At 70.1% G+C, this 18,640-nt stretch carries 17 protein-coding genes and 3 tRNA genes; 9 read left to right on the forward strand and 11 right to left on the reverse strand.

Going from position 1 to position 18,640, the window contains the following annotated elements:
- The first annotated feature begins 217 nt into the window (after window positions 1-217).
- Both DFJ67_RS20650 and DFJ67_RS43865 read left to right on the forward strand, forming a co-directional pair.
- A complete protein-coding gene (locus DFJ67_RS20650; protein WP_239097397.1) occupies window positions 218-1,816 on the forward strand; it encodes a pectate lyase family protein in 1,599 nt (532 codons plus the stop codon).
- Between the two features lie 15 nt (window positions 1,817-1,831).
- Entirely contained in the window at window positions 1,832-3,376 is a 1,545-nt protein-coding gene (locus DFJ67_RS43865; protein WP_239097396.1) for a pectate lyase family protein, read from the forward strand.
- A gap of 924 nt (window positions 3,377-4,300) precedes the next feature.
- Here the strand turns inward: DFJ67_RS43865 and DFJ67_RS20665 are convergent.
- The 4 genes from DFJ67_RS20665 to DFJ67_RS20680 are packed head-to-tail and all read right to left on the reverse strand — an operon-like array spanning window position 4,301 to window position 8,182.
- Window positions 4,301-5,104 carry a DUF6807 domain-containing protein gene (locus DFJ67_RS20665; RefSeq protein WP_116069499.1) on the reverse strand — a complete coding sequence of 268 codons (804 nt, stop codon included), beginning with the start codon at window positions 5,102-5,104 and terminating at the stop codon, window positions 4,301-4,303.
- Window positions 5,101-5,910 (reverse strand): sugar phosphate isomerase/epimerase family protein, encoded by an 810-nt coding sequence (locus tag DFJ67_RS20670; protein WP_116069500.1) that lies wholly within the window; start codon window positions 5,908-5,910, stop codon window positions 5,101-5,103. Before DFJ67_RS20670 ends, DFJ67_RS20665 begins: the two co-directional genes overlap by 4 nt.
- A complete protein-coding gene (locus tag DFJ67_RS20675) occupies window positions 5,907-7,034 on the reverse strand; it encodes a dihydrodipicolinate synthase family protein (RefSeq protein WP_116069501.1) in 1,128 nt (375 codons plus the stop codon). Before DFJ67_RS20675 ends, DFJ67_RS20670 begins: the two co-directional genes overlap by 4 nt.
- Window positions 7,031-8,182, reverse strand: a complete 1,152-nt coding sequence (locus DFJ67_RS20680; protein WP_116069502.1) for a Gfo/Idh/MocA family protein — start codon at window positions 8,180-8,182, stop codon at window positions 7,031-7,033. The genes DFJ67_RS20675 and DFJ67_RS20680 overlap by 4 nt, the downstream gene beginning before the upstream one ends.
- 84 nt (window positions 8,183-8,266) lie before the next feature.
- Between DFJ67_RS20680 and DFJ67_RS20685 the strand changes: the two genes are divergently transcribed.
- On the forward strand, window positions 8,267-9,262 hold the full coding sequence (locus DFJ67_RS20685) for a LacI family DNA-binding transcriptional regulator (protein ID WP_116069503.1): 996 nt from the start codon (window positions 8,267-8,269) through the stop codon (window positions 9,260-9,262).
- A 1-nt stretch (window position 9,263) separates the two neighbouring features.
- On the opposite strand, the gene DFJ67_RS20690 is transcribed toward DFJ67_RS20685, so the two are convergent.
- On the reverse strand, window positions 9,264-10,712 hold the full coding sequence (locus DFJ67_RS20690; protein ID WP_147315557.1) for a GGDEF domain-containing protein: 1,449 nt from the start codon (window positions 10,710-10,712) through the stop codon (window positions 9,264-9,266).
- A 271-nt stretch (window positions 10,713-10,983) separates the two neighbouring features.
- On the opposite strand from DFJ67_RS20690, the gene DFJ67_RS20695 reads away from it, so the two are divergent.
- The 3 genes from DFJ67_RS20695 (at window position 10,984) to DFJ67_RS20705 (ending at window position 12,536) form a co-directional block, all read left to right on the forward strand.
- A complete protein-coding gene (locus DFJ67_RS20695; RefSeq protein ID WP_116069505.1) occupies window positions 10,984-11,217 on the forward strand; it encodes a DUF397 domain-containing protein in 234 nt (77 codons plus the stop codon).
- Window positions 11,218-11,319: 102 nt separating this feature from the next.
- On the forward strand, window positions 11,320-12,180 hold the full coding sequence (locus tag DFJ67_RS20700; protein ID WP_116069506.1) for a Sco1979 family transcriptional regulator: 861 nt from the start codon (window positions 11,320-11,322) through the stop codon (window positions 12,178-12,180).
- A gap of 41 nt (window positions 12,181-12,221) precedes the next feature.
- A complete protein-coding gene (locus tag DFJ67_RS20705; protein WP_116069507.1) occupies window positions 12,222-12,536 on the forward strand; it encodes a hypothetical protein in 315 nt (104 codons plus the stop codon).
- A gap of 24 nt (window positions 12,537-12,560) precedes the next feature.
- On the opposite strand, the gene DFJ67_RS20710 is transcribed toward DFJ67_RS20705, so the two are convergent.
- From DFJ67_RS20710 to DFJ67_RS20730, 4 genes are all read right to left on the reverse strand, one after another.
- The gene (locus DFJ67_RS20710; protein ID WP_116069508.1) at window positions 12,561-12,863 is read right to left on the reverse strand and encodes a hypothetical protein; all 303 of its coding nucleotides are present in this window, start codon (window positions 12,861-12,863) and stop codon (window positions 12,561-12,563) included.
- 371 nt (window positions 12,864-13,234) lie between these two features.
- Window positions 13,235-13,309, reverse strand: a tRNA-Val gene (locus DFJ67_RS20720).
- 13 nt (window positions 13,310-13,322) lie between these two features.
- Window positions 13,323-13,393: transfer RNA gene (locus tag DFJ67_RS20725), tRNA-Cys, on the reverse strand.
- A 22-nt stretch (window positions 13,394-13,415) separates the two neighbouring features.
- Window positions 13,416-13,488: transfer RNA gene (locus tag DFJ67_RS20730), tRNA-Gly, on the reverse strand.
- Between the two features lie 149 nt (window positions 13,489-13,637).
- On the opposite strand from DFJ67_RS20730, the gene DFJ67_RS20735 reads away from it, so the two are divergent.
- Window positions 13,638-14,366 (forward strand): class I SAM-dependent methyltransferase, encoded by a 729-nt coding sequence (locus tag DFJ67_RS20735; RefSeq protein WP_116069510.1) that lies wholly within the window; start codon window positions 13,638-13,640, stop codon window positions 14,364-14,366.
- On the opposite strand, the gene DFJ67_RS20740 is transcribed toward DFJ67_RS20735, so the two are convergent.
- On the reverse strand, window positions 14,363-14,485 hold the full coding sequence (locus DFJ67_RS20740; RefSeq protein WP_116069511.1) for a 50S ribosomal protein L36: 123 nt from the start codon (window positions 14,483-14,485) through the stop codon (window positions 14,363-14,365). The genes DFJ67_RS20735 and DFJ67_RS20740 overlap by 4 nt on opposite strands.
- A 347-nt stretch (window positions 14,486-14,832) precedes the next feature.
- On the opposite strand from DFJ67_RS20740, the gene DFJ67_RS20745 reads away from it, so the two are divergent.
- Window positions 14,833-16,110: an FUSC family protein gene (locus tag DFJ67_RS20745; RefSeq protein ID WP_170215919.1), complete on the forward strand. Its 1,278-nt coding sequence runs from the start codon at window positions 14,833-14,835 to the stop codon at window positions 16,108-16,110.
- Window positions 16,111-16,820: 710 nt separating this feature from the next.
- Here DFJ67_RS20745 and DFJ67_RS20750 read toward each other — a convergent pair.
- Window positions 16,821-17,027 carry a hypothetical protein gene (locus DFJ67_RS20750; protein ID WP_116069513.1) on the reverse strand — a complete coding sequence of 69 codons (207 nt, stop codon included), beginning with the start codon at window positions 17,025-17,027 and terminating at the stop codon, window positions 16,821-16,823.
- A 548-nt stretch (window positions 17,028-17,575) separates the two neighbouring features.
- Between DFJ67_RS20750 and DFJ67_RS20755 the strand changes: the two genes are divergently transcribed.
- A complete protein-coding gene (locus DFJ67_RS20755; protein ID WP_116069514.1) occupies window positions 17,576-18,610 on the forward strand; it encodes a hypothetical protein in 1,035 nt (344 codons plus the stop codon).
- Window positions 18,611-18,640 lie beyond the last annotated feature (30 nt).

Below are 18,640 nucleotides of genomic sequence, written 5' to 3' on the forward strand. Positions count from 1 at the left end.
CTCCTGACCGCCGTTGGGCCGGGTGTGTCCCGGCAAGGTGCCGGCGGGTTGTGATGCCCGGAAGGCGTTGTGCGGCGGCAGTCGCGCGACGCCTGAGGACCTCAAGATCCTGCTCGCCGGCACCGCGCAACAGGGGTACGGAAGGCAGTTCTCAGCCCGGGTCTTCCGCACCCTCAGAGATCGATAGACGTCGATCTTTAACGGAAGAGGAGGATGCGTGTTACCCAACCAAGCCTGGCGCGCCCCGCTGGTGGCCCTCGCGGCCGCACTGGCCGCCGCGGCACTGGTCCTCGGCGTGACCACTGGAGCCAGCGCGGCCACGCTGCTCACCGACGACTTCGAAGACGGCAACTCGGCCGGCTGGACGGCCAACGGGGGTAGCTGGGCGGTAGCCACCGACGGCTCCCGCGTGCTCCGCCAGAGCAGCACCGGCAGCGACGCCCGCTCGCTCGCGGGCACGGCGACCTGGACCGACTATGCCGTGCAGACCCGGGTCAAGCCGGTCAGTTTCAACGGCGCCAACCGGTTCGTCGCGGTGCTCGCCCGCGTGCAGAGCAGCACCAGCTACTACTACCTGGCACTGCGTTCCAACAACACCGTCGAGCTCAAGCGATTGGTCAACGGCTCGTCGGCGACCCTGGACACCGCCTCCGTCGGCGTGAGCGCGGGCTCCTTCTACACCCTGCGATTGGAGGTCAACGGCTCAACCCTGCGTGGGTACGTCAACGGCGCACTGCTGGCCGAAGCGACCGACACCCGCTGGGCCAGCGGGCGGGTCGGCGTCGCCACCTTCTACACGACCGCCAGTTTCGACGACGTGGCGGTGACCACCGCCAGTGGCGGCGAGCCGACGCCGACGAGCAGCCCGACGGGCGAACCGACCTCCGGCCCGACGAATCCGCCGCAGCCCAACGTCGCGGACGGTTGGGCGTCGGTCAACGCCTGGGGCCAGAACGGCACCAGCGGCGGCGCCGGCGGGTCGACCGTGACCGTCACCAGCGCGTCGGCCTTCCTGTCGGCGATCGCACAGGTCGGTCCGCGGATCATCCAGGTGCAGGGGATGCTGACGCTGCCCGGCCCGATGCACGACGTGACGTCGGACAAGACGATCGTCGGCGTGGGCTCCGGCTCCGGCCTGACCGGCGGCGGCCTCAACGTCGGCCTGGCGATCGACGACGGCATCACCGCGCCGCCCGCCAACGCCGTGCACAACGTGATCATCCGGAACCTGAACTTCCGCGGTTGGCCCGACGACGCGATCAACGTGCAGATGTTCAGCCACCACGTGTGGATCGACCACAACACCTGGACGACGGGGGCGGACGGCGGCGTCGACATCAAGCGCGGCTCCTCCTACGTCACCGTCTCCTACAACCACGCGGACGGCACCAACAAGAACATGCTGCTCGGCCACGACGATTCCAACGCGGCGCAGGACGTCGGCCGGCTCAAGGTCTCCTACCACCACAACTGGTTCGACAGCACCACGCAGCGCAACCCGCGGGTCCGCTTCGGCGACCAGGTGCACGTCTACAACAACTACTACAGCGACACCGGCGACTACGGCGTCGCGTCCACGGAGAACGCCGGCGTGATCGTCGAGGGCAACGCCTTCGTGAACGTCGACGACCCGTTCCACCTTGGCGAGGCCGATTCGGGCCCGGGCCGGCTGGTGGCCCGCGACAACTCCTTCACCAACTCCGGCACCGGTCAGACGGGCGGCAGCGTCTCCGCCGTCTCCTATTCCTATTCCCTCCTTCCGTGCGCCCAGGTCCAGGCGGCTGTGACTGCGCAGGCCGGCACAGGCCGGATCTAACCCCTAGGAGACATCATGGGTACGACAAAAAGACGAGGGATCATCGCGGTCCTGGCGGCCGCGCTGGCCGCGGTGATCGTGGCATTCGGGCTCGGCGGGACGGCACAGGCCGCGACGCTGTTCGCCGACGACTTCAACGACAACTCCGCCGACGGCTGGTCGAAGTCGGGCGGCGACTGGGCCGTGGTCAGTGACGGTTCGCCGACCTTCACCCAGTCGAAGACCGACAGCGAGTTGGCCCGCGAGTTCGCCGGGTCAACGGGCTGGACGTCCTACTCGGTGCAGGCCCGGGTGAAGCCACTGGGCTTCAGCGGCAGCAACCGGGTGGTGGCTCTGGCCGCGCGCTCGTCGTCGGCCACCAAGATGTATCGGCTCGCGCTCACCAACGCCAACCGCGCCGAACTCCAGGCGGTCGACGGCTCATCGGTCACGGTGATCGGCTCGGCGGCGCTGACAGTGTCCGTCGGCACCTGGTACACCCTGCGCATCGACGCCGACGGCAGCACGATCTCCGGTTTCGTCAACGGCACCCGGATCGGGTCGGGCAGCAACAGCGCACACAGCGCGGGCCGGATCGGCCTGGTGACCGTGTTCGCCTCGGCGCGGTTCGACGACGTGGTGGTCAGCACGGCGGGCTCGACACCGCCGACCGGGAACCCGACGAACCCGCCGACGAGCAACCCGCCCACGGGGCCGCCCACCCAGCCGCAAACTGGTCTGGTCGGCTGGGCGACCCAGGGCGGCGGCACGAACGGCGGCGGCAGCGCTTCGGCAACGACGGTGACGAGCTCGTCGGCGTTGTCCAGCGCGGTCTCGGGCAGCACGGCGCGGGTGGTCCGGGTCTCGGGCACGATCTCGTGCTCCGGGATGATCACGGTCGGGTCGAACAAGACGATCCTCGGCAACTCGGGTGCGGTCATCGCCGGCTGCGGCCTCAACGTCTCCAACGCCAGCAACGTGATCATCCGCAACATCTCGTTCCGCGACTGGGACGACGACGCGGTCAACGTCCAGTACTCCACCCGCGTCTGGGTCGACCACAACAGCTTCACCAACGGCTACGACGGCGCCGTCGACGTCAAGCGGGCGTCCGACTTCGTGACGATCTCGTGGAACCGGGTCTACGGCCACGACAAGTCGATGCTGCTGGGTCACAGCGACGACAACGCCGGTGAGGATGTCGGGCACCTGCGGGTGACCTACCACCACAACTGGTTCGACGGCTCCGGCACCCGGCACCCGCGGGTCCGGTTCGGCAACCCGGTGCACGTCTACAACAACTATTACAACGGCAACGAGTACGGCGTCGCGTCCACCATGGACGCGGGCGTGCTGGTCGAGGGCAACTACTTCGAGAACGTCGACGACCCGACGCTGGTCGGCTACGCCGACTCGGACCCGGGCGACCTCGTGCAGCGCAACAACGTGTTCGTCGGCTCCGGCACGCCACAGAGCGCCGGCAGCACGGCGAGCATCCCCTACTCCTACCAACTCGACAACGCCAGCGGCGTGAAGTCGACCGTCACCGCAGGGGCCGGCGCGGGCCGGATCAACCCCTGATCTGATCGGGGTGGCGGGGTGGCCGGCGCGGCCACCCCGCCACTGCGTGTTGGCGGTGCCCGGCCGCCGCGCCGGCGGCGCTGGACAGCGTCAGCCACGCGCCGCGGCGCTGGCGGCGCTGGGACCCGCGTCAACGATGGCTCTGCCGCGGCGCTGCCTGTGGATTCGCCGCCGTGCTGGCGATGGGGGACGGTGTTCGCGGGTGGCTTCGCCGCCGTTGGTCGCGGCGGGGGATGGTGTTGTCGGTGGCTTCGCTTCCGCGGTGGCGGCGGGGGATGGTGTTGGCGGAGGCTTCGCCTCCGTCGTGGCGGTGCGGATGGCGGTGGCTTCGCCTCCGCGGTGGCGGTGGGGGATGGTGTTTGCGGGTGGCTTCGCCGCCGTTGGCGGCGACGGCGCGGGATGGTGTTGGCGGTGGCTTCGCCGCCGTGTGGCGGTGGGGGGATGGCGTTGGCGGGTGGCTTCGCCGCCGTTGGCGGCGACGGCGCGGGATGGTGTTGGCGGTGGCTTCGCCGCCGTGTGGCGGTGGGGGACGGTGTTGGCGGGTGGCTTCGCCGCCGTTGGTGGCGACGGCCCGGAATGCGGTAAGCGGTGGCTTCGCCGCCGTCGTGGCGGTGCGGATGGCGGTGGCTTCGCCTCCGCGTTGGCGGGCGGGGGGATGGTGTTGGCGGTGGCTTCGCCGCCGTTGGCGGCGACGGCGGGGGATGGTGTTGGCGGTGGCTTCGCCTCCGCGCTGACGGCGCCGGACGGCCTCAGCCACCCGCCGCGGCGCTGACAGCGCCGTAGCCGGCAGAGACCCGCAACGATGTGGTCGCCGCGGTCGCCGCGGTCGCCGCGGTCGCCGCTTGGGCGCGTTCCTAATAACGCCGCACCGCAGCGGCGGTCCAGCCGTCGTGGCGGCGGGCGGTACCAGCTCCCGGCCGAGTGTCAGCGGGGCAGGACCGCGTCTGCCACCTCGGCTCGGCTGAGCAGCCGGTCAGAGACCAGCACGGATAGCTGCCGGACCACCGGCGCGGCTGGTGTGACAGTCAGCGGGTGGTCGAAGGCGAGCGCGGCGCACACCCCGGGATAGATCCCGGTGCGCACGAACCACCGATCGTCGCCGGCGAGACCCCGGAACACCAGCGTGTAGGGGCCCGGGCCGGTCAGTGCCAGCCACGGCGCCGCACTGCCGTTGACGGCCTCCTCGCCGTCGGCGTCGGCGGTGAAGGTGTGCGTCTCGCCCGGCGCCGCCCGCCAGAAGAACCCGCCGTAGCCGGCACCGTCGGGCCGGCCGTTGGTTGCCGGGCTGCCCAGCGCGACCGGCCGGTCGGCGCTCAGCGTGAAGCCGAACGACAGCTCCCACCCCAGCGGGGCGGCAACGGCAGAGAGGTGCCGTTCCTCGCGGAGCAGGACCGCTCCGCCTTTGTCGCGCCACTCGAGGCGCTCGGCGATGCCGTCGTCGGTCGGCAGCCAGCCGGTGTGCACGATCGCGCCGTGGTCGTCGAGCCAGGTGTAGCCCCGGTCGCGCACGTAGGTGCGACCACCCCACAGGTTGGCCCCGGCCACGTCCTGCATCGCCACCGAGACGCCGAGGTGCCAGGTGTGGTCGGCGGGCGTGACGTCGGTGACCGGCGTGCCGGCCAGGGTCCGCACCGGGTGCAAATAGGGGCGGGGCCCGTCGGTCGGCGCGACGTCGGGATGAGCCACATAGGACGCGACGGCGACACCGTCGACGGTCAAGGTCGTCATCCGACCACCGTCTCCCGATAGCCACGCAGCGCCGCGTCGAGCACCTCGTCGCCCGGTCGCGCCCACACCTCGGCCGAGAACACCTCGACCTCGACCGGGCCGGTGTAGCCGGCGGCGTCGACTGCGCGGCGGAACCTCCGGTTGTCGACGCAGCCGTCGCCCGGCAGGCCGCGGCCGAGCAGCACCCCGGCGGGCAGCGGGGTGACCCAGTCGGCGACCTGGAAGCAGGCGATCCGACTCTCCCGGCCGGCGCGCGCGATCTGCGCCCAGACCTGGTCGTCCCACCACAGGTGGTAGGTGTCGACGACCACCCCGGCCGCGTCGACCGGGTGCGGTGCGACCAAGTCCAAGGCCTGGCCGAGGGTGGAGACCACGCACCGGTCGGCAGCGAACATGGGATGCAAGGGCTCGAGCGCGAGGCGTACGCCGGCGGATTGGGCATGTGGAACGAGCCGGCCGATCGCGTCGCCGACGTGGGCGCGGGCGCTGTCGAGGTCGCGGCTGCCCGCCGGGAGGCCGCCGGAGACCAGCACCAGGGCCGGCGCGCCGAGGGTTGCCGCCTCGTCGATGGCGCGGCGGTTGTCGTCGAACCAGCCTTCGTCGGTGAAGAAGCCGCCGCGGCACAGCGAGGTGACGGCGAGGCCTGCGTCGCGTACTAGAGAAGCGGTTTTGTCCAGACCGAACGCGGCGGTCTCCTCGCGCCAGAGGCCGACGCCGCGCACGCCGGCGCGGACGCACCCGGCGACCAGGTCGGGCAGCGGCCAGTGCTTGGTGGTGGCCGAGTTGAGCGCGAACCGGGCGGTCATTGCGTCACCCCGACCGTGGTCAGCCAGGCCCGCGCGCGGAATGCGGCCAGGTCGGCATCGGGCAGCACCCCGGCGGCGTCGGCGAGCCTGATCAGGGTGGCCAGATGTTGCGGCGAGCGGCCGCTCTGCAACCCGCCGACCATCGTGAAGTGGCTCTGGTGGCCGGCCAGCCAGGCGAGGAAGACGATGCCGGTCTTGTAGTAGAAGGTTGGCGGGCCGAAGACGTGCCGGGCGAGCGGCACGGTGGGGGCGAAGATGCGGTCGTATTCGCGCTCGTCGCCCGCGTCGAGTGCGCGCAGGGCTGCCGCCGCCGGTGCCGCGATCGCCGCGAAGATGCCCAGCAGCGCGTCGGAGTAGCCGGCGCTGTCGCCCTTGATGAGCTGCGGATAGTGGAAGTCGTCGCCGGTGTAGAGCCGGACCGGGGCGGGCAGCCGGTTGCGCAGGTCGACTTCGAACGCCTCATCGAGCAGCGACACCTTGATGCCGTCGATCTTGCCCTGGTGTCCCTCGATCAACCGGAGGACCGTCGAAACCGGGTCGGCACCCCAGTAACCCGCCAACGCCGGGTCGAACATCTCGCCGAGCCAGTGCAGCACGACGCGGCCGTCGACCTCGCGCAACAAGGACGCGTATACGTCGAGATAGTCGTCGGCGTGTCGGGCCGTGGCGGCCAGGTGGCGGCTGCACATCAGCACCGGCGTCGCGCCGGTCGCCTGCACATCGGCGAGCTGCTCCGCGTAGGCCTTGCGGACCTCGTCGAGGGTGGCCGGGCCGGGCGGGAGCTGGTCGGTGGCGACGCCGGCGACGATCGGCCCGGTCGCCTCGCGCGCGCTGCGCCGAACCAGCTCCCGGGTCGCGGGGTAATCCAGGCCCATGCCGCGCTGTGCGGTGTCCATCGCCTCGGCGACGCCGAACCCGTGTGCCCACAGGTGGTGCCGGAACGCCAGGGTGGCCTCCCAGTCGAGAGCGGCCGGCGCACCCGGCGTGTTGTCGGCCCGCGGGTCGGCGACGACATGCGCGGCGGCGTAGGCGATCCGGCTGGTGAACGGCTTGCCGGGCGAGGCATAGGCCGCACCCGCCCCGCTGAACCGGAACTCGCCGTCGGGCAGGACAACCGTGCTCATGCCGCCAGCTCCGGCACTTCGAACCGCCTGCCCTCGCGCGCCGACCGCTGCCCGAGCTCGGCGAGCTGCACGCCGCGGGCGCCGGCCCAGAGGTCCCAGGTGTAGGGAGTGCCTTCGACCACGTGGCGCAGGAACAGCTCCCACTGCTCGAGGAACCCGTTGCGGAACTCCTCGTTGTCGGGCACGACCTGCCACTGCTCGCGGAACCGCTCGGTGGCCGGCAGGTCGGGGTTCCACACCGGCTTGGGCGTCATCGACCGGTGCTGCACCCGGCAGTTGCGCAACCCGGCGACCGCGCTGCCCTCGGTGCCGTCGACCTGGAACTCGACCAGCTCGTCGCGGTAGACGCGGACCGCCCACGAGGAGTTGACCTGGGCGACGATGCCGCCGTCGAGCTCGAAGATGCCGTAGGCGGCGTCGTCGGCGGTCGCGTCGTAGGGCTGGCCGGACTCGTCCCAGCGGCGCGGGATGTGGGTGGTCACGTGGGCGGTGACGGCCCGGACCGGCGCGAAGATCTGCTCCAACACGTAGTGCCAGTGCGGGAACATGTCGACGGTGATGCCGCCGCCGTCGGCCGTGCGGTAGTTCCAGGACGGGCGCTGGGCGGGCTGCCAGTCGCCCTCGAACACCCAGTAGCCGAACTCGCCCCGGACGCTCAGGATGCGACCGAAGAAACCGCCCTTGACCAGCCGGTCGAGCTTGCGCAGGCCGGGCAGGAAGAGCTTGTCCTGCACGACGCCGTGCTTGACGCCGGCCGCGTCGGCCAGTCTCGCCAGCTCGACGGCGCCGGCCAGGTCGCCGGCGGTGGGTTTCTCGGTGTAGATGTGCTTGCCGGCCGCGACCGCCGCCCGGATCGCCTTCTCGCGGGCGTTGGTCACCTGCGCGTCGAAGTAGATCTCCACGTCGGGCCGGGCCAGCGCAGCGCCCAGGTCGGTGGTCCACTCGGTCAGGCCGTGCCGTTGCGCGATCGCCCGGAGCTTGGCGTCGTCGCGCCCCACCAGCACCGGCTCGGGCCACAGCAGCGAGCCGTCGCGCAGCGGCAGCCCGCCGGCCTCGCGGATCGCCAGCAACGAGCGGACCAAGTGCTGGCGGTAGCCCATCCGCCCGGTCACTCCGTTGAGGACGATCCCGATGGTTCTGCGGTCCACGACCAACCTCCTCAGGTAAGCGCTTTCCTGGGAAGGTAGCGAGCGGCGTGGATGCAGGCAAGGGCTTTCCCTTATGATCTAGGGGTGGCTACGCTGGACGACGTCGCGCGGCGCGCGGGTGTCTCGACCGCGACCGCCTCCCGCATCATCAACGGCAGCAGCAAGCCGGTCAGCGCGGCCCTGCGCGACCGCGTCGAGGCGGCGGTCATCGACCTGCACTACGTGCCCAACGCACACGCCCGGTTGCTGGCCCGCTCCGAACGCACCGCCGTCGGCGTCGTCGTGCACGACGTCTCCGACCCCTACTTCGCCGAGATCACCCGCGGCCTGCAACGGGTCGCCACGGCCGACGGCCGGCTGGTCATCATCTGCAACTCCTACCGCGATCCGGCTCGCGAGCTCGACTACGTCGAACTGCTGCGCGGCCACCAGGTGGCGGCGATGGTGCTGGCCGGTTCGGGCTACCACGACCCGGTCTTCGCCCGCGACCTACGCGGCACGCTGCGCGCCTACGAACTGGGCGGCGGTCGGGTCGCGGTCATCGGCCGCCACGCCCGCACCGGCGACGCGGTCGTCCCCGACAACGAGCCGGGCGGCTACCTGGCGGGGGAGCACCTCTACACCCTGGGCCACCGGGAGATCGCGGTGATCGCCGGCCCGCGCAACCTGACCACCACGACCGACCGCCTGGCCGGCCTGCGCCGGGCCGCCCGCGCCCATCGCCGCCCACCCCCGAAGGTCGTCTACGCCGACTTCGACCGCGACAGGGGCGAGTCGGCGACGGCGGCGCTGCTGGCGGCCCACCCAAAGGTGACGGCGATCGCGGCACTCAACGACTCGATGGCGGTCGGCGCGCTGGCCCACCTGCGCGGCGTCGACCGGCGGATCAGCGTGATCGGCTTCGACGACATGCCGATCGCCCGCGATGTCACGCCGGCCCTGACCACGATCCGCCTACCCCTGGCCGACATGGGCGCGATGGCCATGTCCCTGGCCTTGTCGCCGCACTCGACCGAGCCACGCGTGGAACGCGTACCCGCACAGCTTGTCGAACGGGAAAGCACTTTCCCGCCAGAGTGAATCAGGCCAGCGGGCTCAGGTGCGGGTCGAGGCGCCGGACCGTCGCTGTCGCCGCGGGTTCCTTGTAAGGTGCGACGCCGCCGCCTTGGCGCTTTGCCGCGTACATTGCGATGTCTGCCGTTCGGAGCAGTTCGCCTGATCGTGCGTCGGCCAGGTGCGTGTCGGTGACGCCGATGCTGACCCCCAGCCGGATCTGGGTGTCGGCGACCCGCGACGGGCAGGTGACTGCCAGGTGGATTCGCCAGGCGAGCTCGACGGCCTCGGTGAGCGACGCGGACGGGAGCAGGATCGCGAACTCGTCGCCGCCCAGCCGGGCCAGCACCTGGCTCGGGGTGAGCACGTTGCGGATGCGGTCGGCGGTCTGCACCAGGACCTGGTCGCCCGCGGCGTGGCCGACGCTGTCGTTGACCTCTTTGAAGCCGTCGAGGTCGAGCAGGAGCAGCGACCCCGACGACAGGCCGTCAAGGTGTTCGTAGAGCGCCCGGCGGTTGGGCAGGCCGGTCAGGTCGTCCGTGCGGGCCTGCTGATAGACGTCGCGCAAGTCGCGTAGCTCCTTGAAAGTAAGACCAGCCCGGGCGAAAACGGCGAGGACACATGCCGCGGCCAGGGAGCTGCTCAGCGCCGGCAGGTTGCCCGACTGGCCGATGGTCAGCAGGAGCAGGCTGCTGACCGAGAAGAACGCGGGCACGGCCAGGGTCGGCCAGGCCACGATCGACGGCGTGCTCGGCCGGGCGGCGGTGGGTTCGGGGGTGGGCGCGAACGCCAGCAGGGTCGGCAGCGCCAGCGACAGCACGACCAGGTAGCCGGCCCCGGCGTAGGGCTGGAGGGCCAGCATGCCCTGGGTGATGCACGCCGCGGCGAAGGCCGCCACCACGAAGGCCTGCGTGCGGTCCAGGCGCGCGCGTCCCGCGGTGACGAGCAGGATCAGAACGACAAAGACCAGCACACCAGCCAGGTGTACGCCGATCCGCTCACTGTCCCGGCCGTCTACACAGGCCAGCGCCGTGATGCCCAGGGTGGTGGCGAGACCGTCGAGCCAGTCGGCGCCGTTGAAGACGGATCGGCGGCCGGAGAGCTCGTGGCCGGCTTGCCGCAGGAGGGCTACGAACAGGTAGAGCAGCAGGAAGCCGACCACGGTCAGGTAGTCGCCGGCGGCGGTGTGGAACGGTTCGCTCCCCGCTGCCCAGACGTTGCCGGCGAGCAGGGTTGCCATGGCGGCGCCCGCTGCTGTCCACGCGGCGCGTTGCGGGCCGCCGGCGTGCGCGTGCAGCAGGCAGATGGCCGCGCACGCGGCAAAGGGGACGGTGGTCAGGACCAGCGTGACGGGTCCGGCGCCGAGGGTGCCGGTCGCCGCCATCAGCCCGAGCAACACCACGACGCCAGCCGCGGACGCGCGAAGTGCCTGTCGCGCGGGGTAGCCGCGCAACTGCGGCGTCCGGGCTTTCGGCACGGGAACTCCACGTCGGATCGCAGGCTGGACCTTGGCTGGGCAGGTGGTGCGCACGCGTTGTCCGCCTTACGCGGCCATCAGCCCTTCACCACCGCGGTACATATAGAACATCTTCCCGGTCTGGGCCCTCGCCTCGCAAGAGCAAATGCACGTGCAAATGCGCTGAGCGTACGTGCGTCGTCGCGTACGTGCATCTTCCTGTGAGAATGCACGTGCATTAGGCTCCGGCCTGCGGGGGCCGGAGTGTCCTCACCGAACGTCGAAGGTGGACATGAAGATCGAAAATGGCGTCGCGGCAACCGACCTCGACGGTGTGACCTGGCAGAAGAGCCGCTACAGCGGGGCACAGGGCGACTGCGTCGAACTGGCCCGGCTGACCGACGGCGAGATTGCGGTGCGTAACTCACGCGACCCGGGCGGCCCCGCGCTGGTCTTCACCCCGCGCGAGATCACGGCGATGTTCGCCGGCGTACGCGACGGCGAGTTCGACCACTTGGTCGACTAGCACCGCCCGGACGGGACATGGACCGGTAACGGCGCCGTCACGTACGCTAGCCGCCATCCCGTCGATCTCAGCCGCGGACGCTCGCCCAACCCGAGGAACGATATGACCTCCCCCGACGTCGGTCCTACGGCACGACGCATCGTCGTGGGCGCGCACCTGCGCCGCCTGCGTGAGGCGGCGGGGGTGTCCAGAGAGGACGCGGGCTACCACGTTCGTGGCTCGGCGTCGAAGATCTCCCGGATGGAGCTGGGCCGGGTCAGCTTCAAGGAACGCGACGTAGCCGACCTGCTCACCCTCTACGGCGTCGCCGAGGAGTCCCAGCGCGAGCCGTTGCTGTCACTGGCGCGTGATTCGCGGTCCGACGGCTGGTGGCACCGTTACGACGACGTGCTGGAGAGCTGGTTCGGCACCTACGTCGGTCTCGAGGAGGCGGCGTCGACGATCCGGGCGTACCAGGTGCAATTCGTTCCTGGTTTGCTCCAGACGGCCGACTACACGCGCGGTGTCGTGGTGTCCGGGCTGCCCGACACGCCGGCAGCCGAAGTGGACCGGCGGGTGAAGCTGCGGCTCGAACGGCAGCGGATCCTCGAGCGGACGCCGCCGGCGACCTACTGGGTCGTGATGGACGAGGCGGCGCTGCGGCGGCCGGTCGGTGGGCGTGCCGCCATGCAGGGGCAGCTCAAGCACCTGCTCGAGGTGGGGCAGCGCCCGAACATCACCATTCAGGTGATGCCGCTGCGGCGGGGGACGCACACCGCAGATGGTGGTGCGTTCAGCATGCTGCGGTTCGCTGATCCCGATATTCCCGACATCGTGTATGTGGAGCAGCTGGTGAGCGCCCTCTACATGGACAAGCCGGAACATGTGGAACGCTACCGCCAGGCGATGGAACGGTTGACGGTGGCTGCGTTGTCACCCGCCGACACCACCGACTTCTTCTCGAAGCTCCTCAAGGCCACCTGAGCGACTCCCCGGCCGGGCACCGGAACAGGCATCCTTGCCACGTGCCGCCACTGCTGACCGAGGCCGAATACAAGGCGACGATGGGATCCCAGCCGATCAGCTTGGGTCTTGACGAAGAACCGCCCTTCGACTTCTGGCCCTACTGCGACTCCATCGCACCGGAGGACCTCGGCGACCACGACTTCTCAGCCGGGATAGTCGCGTATGTCTTCGACATGCCGGGCCGCGGATGTCAGCACGTCGCCGTCGCGTGTGAAACACCCAACGTGTTCCTCGTCCTCGTCCTCGACCTGAACGCCTCGTCCGTCCTGGGCCATCACTTACTCGATCTCAACCGGCTCTACGGACTCGCCTGAGCGGGTCTGGCTCAACGAGGAACCTCACACCAGCACCCACACCAAGCCGCCGACCGCGCCCAGGAATGCGAACGCGAGCAGACGCCAATCTTTCAGGAAGAACGTCGTGGCGCCGAGTAGCCCCCCAACCAGCATGAGCAGGTTGCCCGCGAGGTCCGCGCGGCTGTCGAACAGTGCGAACAGGCCGAGGAGGCCGAGGAGGACGCAGGCCCCTGCGACCGACCACCGAAAGTTCCTTCGGGCGACCCACTGCCACTGCTGAACCTCGACGCGGTAATCCTCGACCGCCCGCCGGCGTTCCTCGTCGGATACCTCACGTCGGGCCATGCCGGCACGGTATCAACGAGCATCACGGTCTCTCAGGCCTAGAAGTTGAACATCGGTTCCCCGACGGTGGTTGGCTGCCAGTACGCGATCCCGGATCTCTCGGCGGGGCCGAGGGCGTCAAGGTTTGCGCTTGATAGCGGCGTGCTGAGTTGCCCGACGGTCAGGATTTCCAGCTCTGAGACTCGGCTGATGGCGGCTGCGAGGCGGGGATGATCGACAAAGGTCACCCGCATGTCGGACGGTTCGCGGGGCCCGGCGAACGCGTCGCTCCGGCTGGCACCTTCATGGCCGAATTCTCCGCGGTGGGCCCTGAGACGCAGAAGAGCCGGTCCCTCGCTCCGAGGAAACCGGCTCTGACCTCCTGGTCTATCTGGTGGGCGATACTGGGTTTGAACCAGTGACCTCTTCCGTGTCAAGGAAGCGCGCTCCCACTGCGCCAATCGCCCTCGCTTTAGTGCGAGGTGGAGACGGGATTTGAACCCGTGTAGACGGCTTTGCAGGCCGTTGCCTCGCCTCTCGGCCACTCCACCGAGGTTTTCCCTCGACGTGCCGAGCGGACGACGGGACTCGAACCCGCGACCCTCACCTTGGCAAGGTGATGCGCTACCAACTGCGCTACGTCCGCATGTCGCCTTGTTGTTCCTGGCGACGGATGTGAACTTTAGCCGAGCGCCCCGGCAACTGCCAACTCGGGGTACCCCTGGCGCGTCGTCGCGGCCAAGCGGGCAAAACGGGCACCGGGAAACCGGGTGACACGGTGGGGAGAATCGGGGTGTGACCGAGCATCGCTTCTACGGTGACCTCGCACCCTGGTGGCCGCTGATCTCCCCGGCCGAGCAATACGCCGAGGAGGCCGCCTTCGCGGCAACCCTGCTGGGCGATGACACCCGCACCGTGCTCGAGTTGGGGAGCGGCGGCGGGCACATGGCCGTACACCTGAAGAAGCAGTTTGAGATCACGCTTGTTGACCTTGCGCCGGGCATGCTGGAGCAGTCCCGGAAGATCAACCCGGAGCTGCCGCATCACCAGGGCGATATGCGCGACGTGCGGCTAGGTCGGACCTTTGACGCCGTGTTCATCCATGACGCGATCGGCTACATGATCACCGAGGATGATCTCCGGCGGGCGCTCGAGACCGCGGCGGTGCATGCCAGCAAGGTCGTGATCATTCCGGACGCGACCACGGAGATCTTCGAGCCCGACACCGACCACGGCGGCGTCGACGGCGATGACGGGCGGGCCGCCCGCTACCTGAGCTGGACCTACGCGGGCGACGGCAACACGGTCAAAACCGACTACGCGTTCCTACTGCGCGAAGCCGACGCCGGCGCCGGCACTGACGTGACCGTGGCGCATGAGACACACGTCAACGGGCTGTTCCCGCGCGACACCTGGCTGCGGCTGCTGCGGCAACAGGGGTTCAAGACAGCGGATGCGGTCACCGAGGAGACCTCGGATGGCCGCACCCCGCGCATCTGTTTCGTGGCAAGAAAAACGGACTAACCCTGGCGGCCGCTCCAGCGCGGGTTCTTCCGGTTGAGCACCATGATCCGGTTGCGTCGCCGGACGACCTTCGCGCCTGGCTTGCGGCGGAGGGAGCGGAGCGAAGTGCGTACCTTCATGATCAAAGCCTTTCTCTCGCGTGCCTCCAGCGCAACGCAACGACCACTCTGCGCATTCCCGATAGCAATTGCAGTTCGGTTCTTGCAAGGCATCGATAAACTTCTTGCGTAGGTCTGCCGCAGACCGTACGGTGAGACACCAACCGGACCACTGCGGCTGAGCCTCCGGCAGTCCGCATCAAGGGGCCCCTCTCCTGCGCTTGCACAGCCCGGGAAGGGGCCCCGCCGGTAAACTCGATCAGTTGTGACCGCTGGTCGGGAGGGGCATGTCAAGAGGCTCGCGACACGGAAGGTCGGGCGCGGTTGCTCGACCCACGGCCAAGGCACGCCGGATCGCGACCGAGAGCGTGCGGATCACCGGTGACCTGCTGGCCCCCGCCGACCCCGCCGACATCGCACCCACCGCCTCCCGCACCCGCCGCTTCTGGGCCCGCGTACGCGGCCAGGAGCCCATTCCCGGCCTACGGACGATCAAGGTGGCGCTCGCCACGGTCCTGGCGTTCCTGCTGGCCGAGCCCTTGGCGTCGACCGACCCACCGATCGTCGCCGCGCTGACCGCCCTGCTCGTCGTCCAGGTCAGCCCGATCAAGAGCATCCGCTCGGGTTGGGAACGGATCGGCAGCGTGCTCGCTGGCGTACTCGTCGCCGTCGTGCTATCCAGCGTCTTCGGTCTGCACTGGTGGAGCCTTGGCGTGACAGTCGTGGCATCCATGACAATTGCCTACGCGCTCCGGCTCGGTGACCACGCGCTCGAAGTGCCGATCTCAGCGATGCTCGTGCTCGCCGTCGCCGGCAACACCGACGTCGGCATGGAAAGGATCTACGAAACCTTCATCGGCGCCGGCGTAGCGGTCGTGGTGAGCGTGGCGCTGCCGAGGGTCTACGTCCAACCCGCCGGCGACGCGATCGGCAAACTCGCCGCGGAGATCGGTAAACAGTTGCGCGACATGGCGGGCTGGCTGCAAACGGACTGGACCGCCGACCGCGCCAACGACAGCCTGCGCCGCGCCCGCAACATCGAGCAACTGATCAACACCGCCCGCAAGGCCCTCACGCAAGCGGAAGACAGCGTGCGCCTCAACCCGCGCGCCATGCGTACCGCGCACATCCCGGTCACCATGCGCCCCGGCCTCACCGCGCTGGAGTTCTGCACGATCTCGCTGCGCGGCGTATCCCGCGCCCTCCTCGACCGCCGCTCCGGCGACTGCGCGCCACACCCGCCCGGCCAGTGGGTCACGCTGAGCCTGTCCCGCCTGCTCGACGCGATCGCCGACGCGGTCCTGGCGTTCGGCGTGGTGATCGCCTCCGACGTGAACGCGCCCCCGCCAAGCCCCGAACCGCTCCGCCACGCACTACGCCGCGCCCGCTTCCTCCGCGACGAGGCCACCTTCCAACTCCAGGAAGACGCCAAAACGGAGCCCGCAATCTGGCGCGTCAACGGCGCGCTGGTCGGCCACCTGGACCGCTTGATCAACGACCTCGATCCAGACACGGAGTCGGTCTCGCCGGCGATCACCCGCCCGCGCCCCGAGCCGGTCAAGCCGTTGCGCCGCTTCACGCCGGCGGTCATCCGGCAGCAGCTCGACGACGGCGCGCGGTCTATCCGCCGGCGCATCCGGCGATAACCCCGATCGATCAGATTTGCGCGCGTCCGTCGGGGGCGCGACCGCTTGCTCCCGCGCGCAACGGGCCGGTCCCTGGCGGGCCCGGCCCTGCCCGGTCCGCGGTCGCAAGACCGGTCGCGGGTCGGCGTCGGCCAGGAGTCGCGGTGGCCCAGGGCCGGGCTGGTTTGCCGCGGCCAGTCGGTCGGGTGAGTGCTGTTGGCGGTGGCCCGGGGCGGGGCAGTTTGCCGCGGCCCGGTCGGTCGGGTGAGTGCGGTGGCGGTTGGTCCGGGGCGGGGCCGGTGTGCCGCGGCTTGGTCGGTCCGCTGAGTGCTGGTGGCGGTTGGCCCGGGGTGAGGCCGGCGTGCCGCGCGGCGGTCGGTCGGGTGAGTGCTGGTGGGGCGGCCTGGGGCGGGGGCCGGTGGGCGCGCCGCGGTCGGTCAGGCGAGTGCTGGTGAGGTGGCCTGAGGCGGAGCCGGGGTGTCGCGGCCCGGTCGGTCGGGTTAGTGCTTGTGGCGGTTGGTCCGGTGCGGGGCCGGTGTGCCGCGGCTGGTCGGTCCGCTGAGTGCTGGTGGCGGTTGGCCCGGGGTGAGGCCCGCGTGCCGCGCGGCGGTCGGTTAGGCGATTCCTGGTCGTGGTGGCCCGGTGCGGGGCCGGTGTGCCGCGCGGCGGTCGGTCGGGTGAGTGTTTGTGGGGTGGCCTGGGGCGGGGCCGGCGTGCCGCGCGGTGGTCTGTCAGCGATTCCTGGTGGCGGTGGCCCGGGGCGAGGTCGGCGTGCCGCTGCGGCCGTCCGGCGACTGCTGGTCGTGGTGGCCAGGGACGAGGCTGGCTTGCCGCGCCTGGCCCCAGTCGAGCGACCGCTGGTCGCGGTCGAGGTGCGCGACCACGCCGCCCGGCTGCTTCGGGCCACCGGCCGGTGATCGTGTGCAGCTGGTCGACACGGGCAGGCCCCGTCTGCTTGATCGTGTGCAGCTCATCTGCAAGCAGCGCGGCGTGTCGTGCAGCCCTGGCACACATGATCTTGGGAAGGGGTCGGGATCTTGCAGATCTCGTGCACCTGATCGAGAGCGTCCGGCGCTCACCCGATCGAGGCGATCCGGCGCTGGCCGGGGTTACGGCCGGCTGGCGACGGGCTTGGCGGAAGGCCTTCGCAGGTCGTGGCGGCCGTGCCTCGATCCGGGGCAGCACACGTGGGGAGTTGATCTTTCTTTTCCCACGTGTGCTGCCCCAGACCGGCCGCTTGCCCCCTCGCCTCGGCCCGCATCGCCCCGCTGGTCCGCACGGGGCGAAGACCGAGCGGCCAGCATTCGCGCGGCAGGCCTCGGGTTTCGCCCAAAAGCCGATCATCACGTGCCGGCTGGTCGACGTCGGCACCCGCCCCGTGCTTCCCGCGTACGTTGAACATCGTCTATCTTTATGTCGCCAGTTGGACGTTTGGGGCCAGCAGGATCCGACGTGTCCCTCCACTCCGGACGCGGGAGACGCAGACATGCGCGTAAGAAGTAGGTTCCTGGCCGTGGGCCTGGCCGTCACGCTGGCGGCGGCATCGCTGACAGTGGCCACGCCGGCCAGCGCTGCCGTCAGTCGGGCCGAGCTCGCCCTTCGTTGGGCGCCGATCCACTACCAGGATGTCGACGCCACCGGGAGTCACGCGCTCGGTGGCAAGGCCGACCACATCACTGCGGTTGACTTCGATGGCAACCTCAACGGGCGCGACAACTGGGATCATGCCGGTGCGTCGGTCGCCGCGCACGCCTACTACTCCGTTGTCGAGACCAGCACTCACTGGTATCTGACCTACCTCTTCTTCCACCCGCGGGACTGGGTCGACCACCCGTTCTTCGAGACCGAGCACGAGAACGACGCCGAGGGTGTGTTGCTTGCCGTCGAGCGCGACGGGTCCACCTACGGCGCGCTGCGCGGGGCGGTGACGGTCGCGCACAGTGACTTCTTTTCCTACGCGCCGGCCGGTAGCACCTGGACCAGTGGCCGCGAAAGCATCGACGGGACCTTGCGGCTGGCCACGTCGCCGCATGACGGGTTCAGTCACCCGGTGACCGCCCAGGAAGCCAAAGGGCACGGGCTGAAAGCCCATCCACAGTACGACATCAACGGTGACGGCCTCGTCTACTATCCGTCCACAGTGGCCGAGTCGCCGAGCAACGGTGACGACCGCGACGTGCAATACAAGCTGGTCGACATCTTCGCCGCCGGTGGCCTGTGGGCGCAGCGGGCCAACGCCAGTCTCTTCGCCAGCCTGGGTACGTTCGCCGGCGACACCACCGGTGGGTGCGGCTCCGGGACGTTCGGCTGCTCGGCCAACTCGGCCAATGCGCCGTGGGGCTGGGACGACGGCAACGACCTGCCCGGCCGCGGCGAGATTGCCAGCGACCCGGCCAAGCTGTCGGCCGAATACTTCACGATCCCCGGTGGCGTGTCGCGCGCCTACACCTACAACCCCTACAGCGGTGCGGCCGCGGCGCTGAAGGAAGCCGCCCGCACGGCACCGCCCACGGTCGACTGACGGTTAGCCGCAGTAGCCATGGTCGGCCAC

It is taken from the genome of Asanoa ferruginea (genome assembly GCF_003387075.1).
GTDB classification, from domain to species: domain Bacteria; phylum Actinomycetota; class Actinomycetes; order Mycobacteriales; family Micromonosporaceae; genus Asanoa; species Asanoa ferruginea.

What these genes read in the sequence shown, in the direction of transcription:
- DFJ67_RS43865 (WP_239097396.1), top strand. Translation starts at nt 1,832, where the DNA reads ATGGGTACGACAAAAAGACGAGGGATCATCGCGGTCCTGGCGGCCGCG.
- DFJ67_RS20665 (WP_116069499.1), bottom strand. Translation starts at nt 5,104, where the DNA reads ATGACGACCTTGACCGTCGACGGTGTCGCCGTCGCGTCCTATGTGGCT.
- DFJ67_RS20670 (WP_116069500.1), bottom strand. Translation starts at nt 5,910, where the DNA reads ATGACCGCCCGGTTCGCGCTCAACTCGGCCACCACCAAGCACTGGCCG.
- DFJ67_RS20675 (WP_116069501.1), bottom strand. Translation starts at nt 7,034, where the DNA reads ATGAGCACGGTTGTCCTGCCCGACGGCGAGTTCCGGTTCAGCGGGGCG.
- DFJ67_RS20695 (WP_116069505.1), top strand. Translation starts at nt 10,984, where the DNA reads ATGAAGATCGAAAATGGCGTCGCGGCAACCGACCTCGACGGTGTGACC.
- DFJ67_RS20700 (WP_116069506.1), top strand. Translation starts at nt 11,320, where the DNA reads ATGACCTCCCCCGACGTCGGTCCTACGGCACGACGCATCGTCGTGGGC.
- DFJ67_RS20710 (WP_116069508.1), bottom strand. Translation starts at nt 12,863, where the DNA reads ATGGCCCGACGTGAGGTATCCGACGAGGAACGCCGGCGGGCGGTCGAG.
- DFJ67_RS20740 (WP_116069511.1), bottom strand. Translation starts at nt 14,485, where the DNA reads ATGAAGGTACGCACTTCGCTCCGCTCCCTCCGCCGCAAGCCAGGCGCG.
- DFJ67_RS20755 (WP_116069514.1), top strand. Translation starts at nt 17,576, where the DNA reads ATGCGCGTAAGAAGTAGGTTCCTGGCCGTGGGCCTGGCCGTCACGCTG.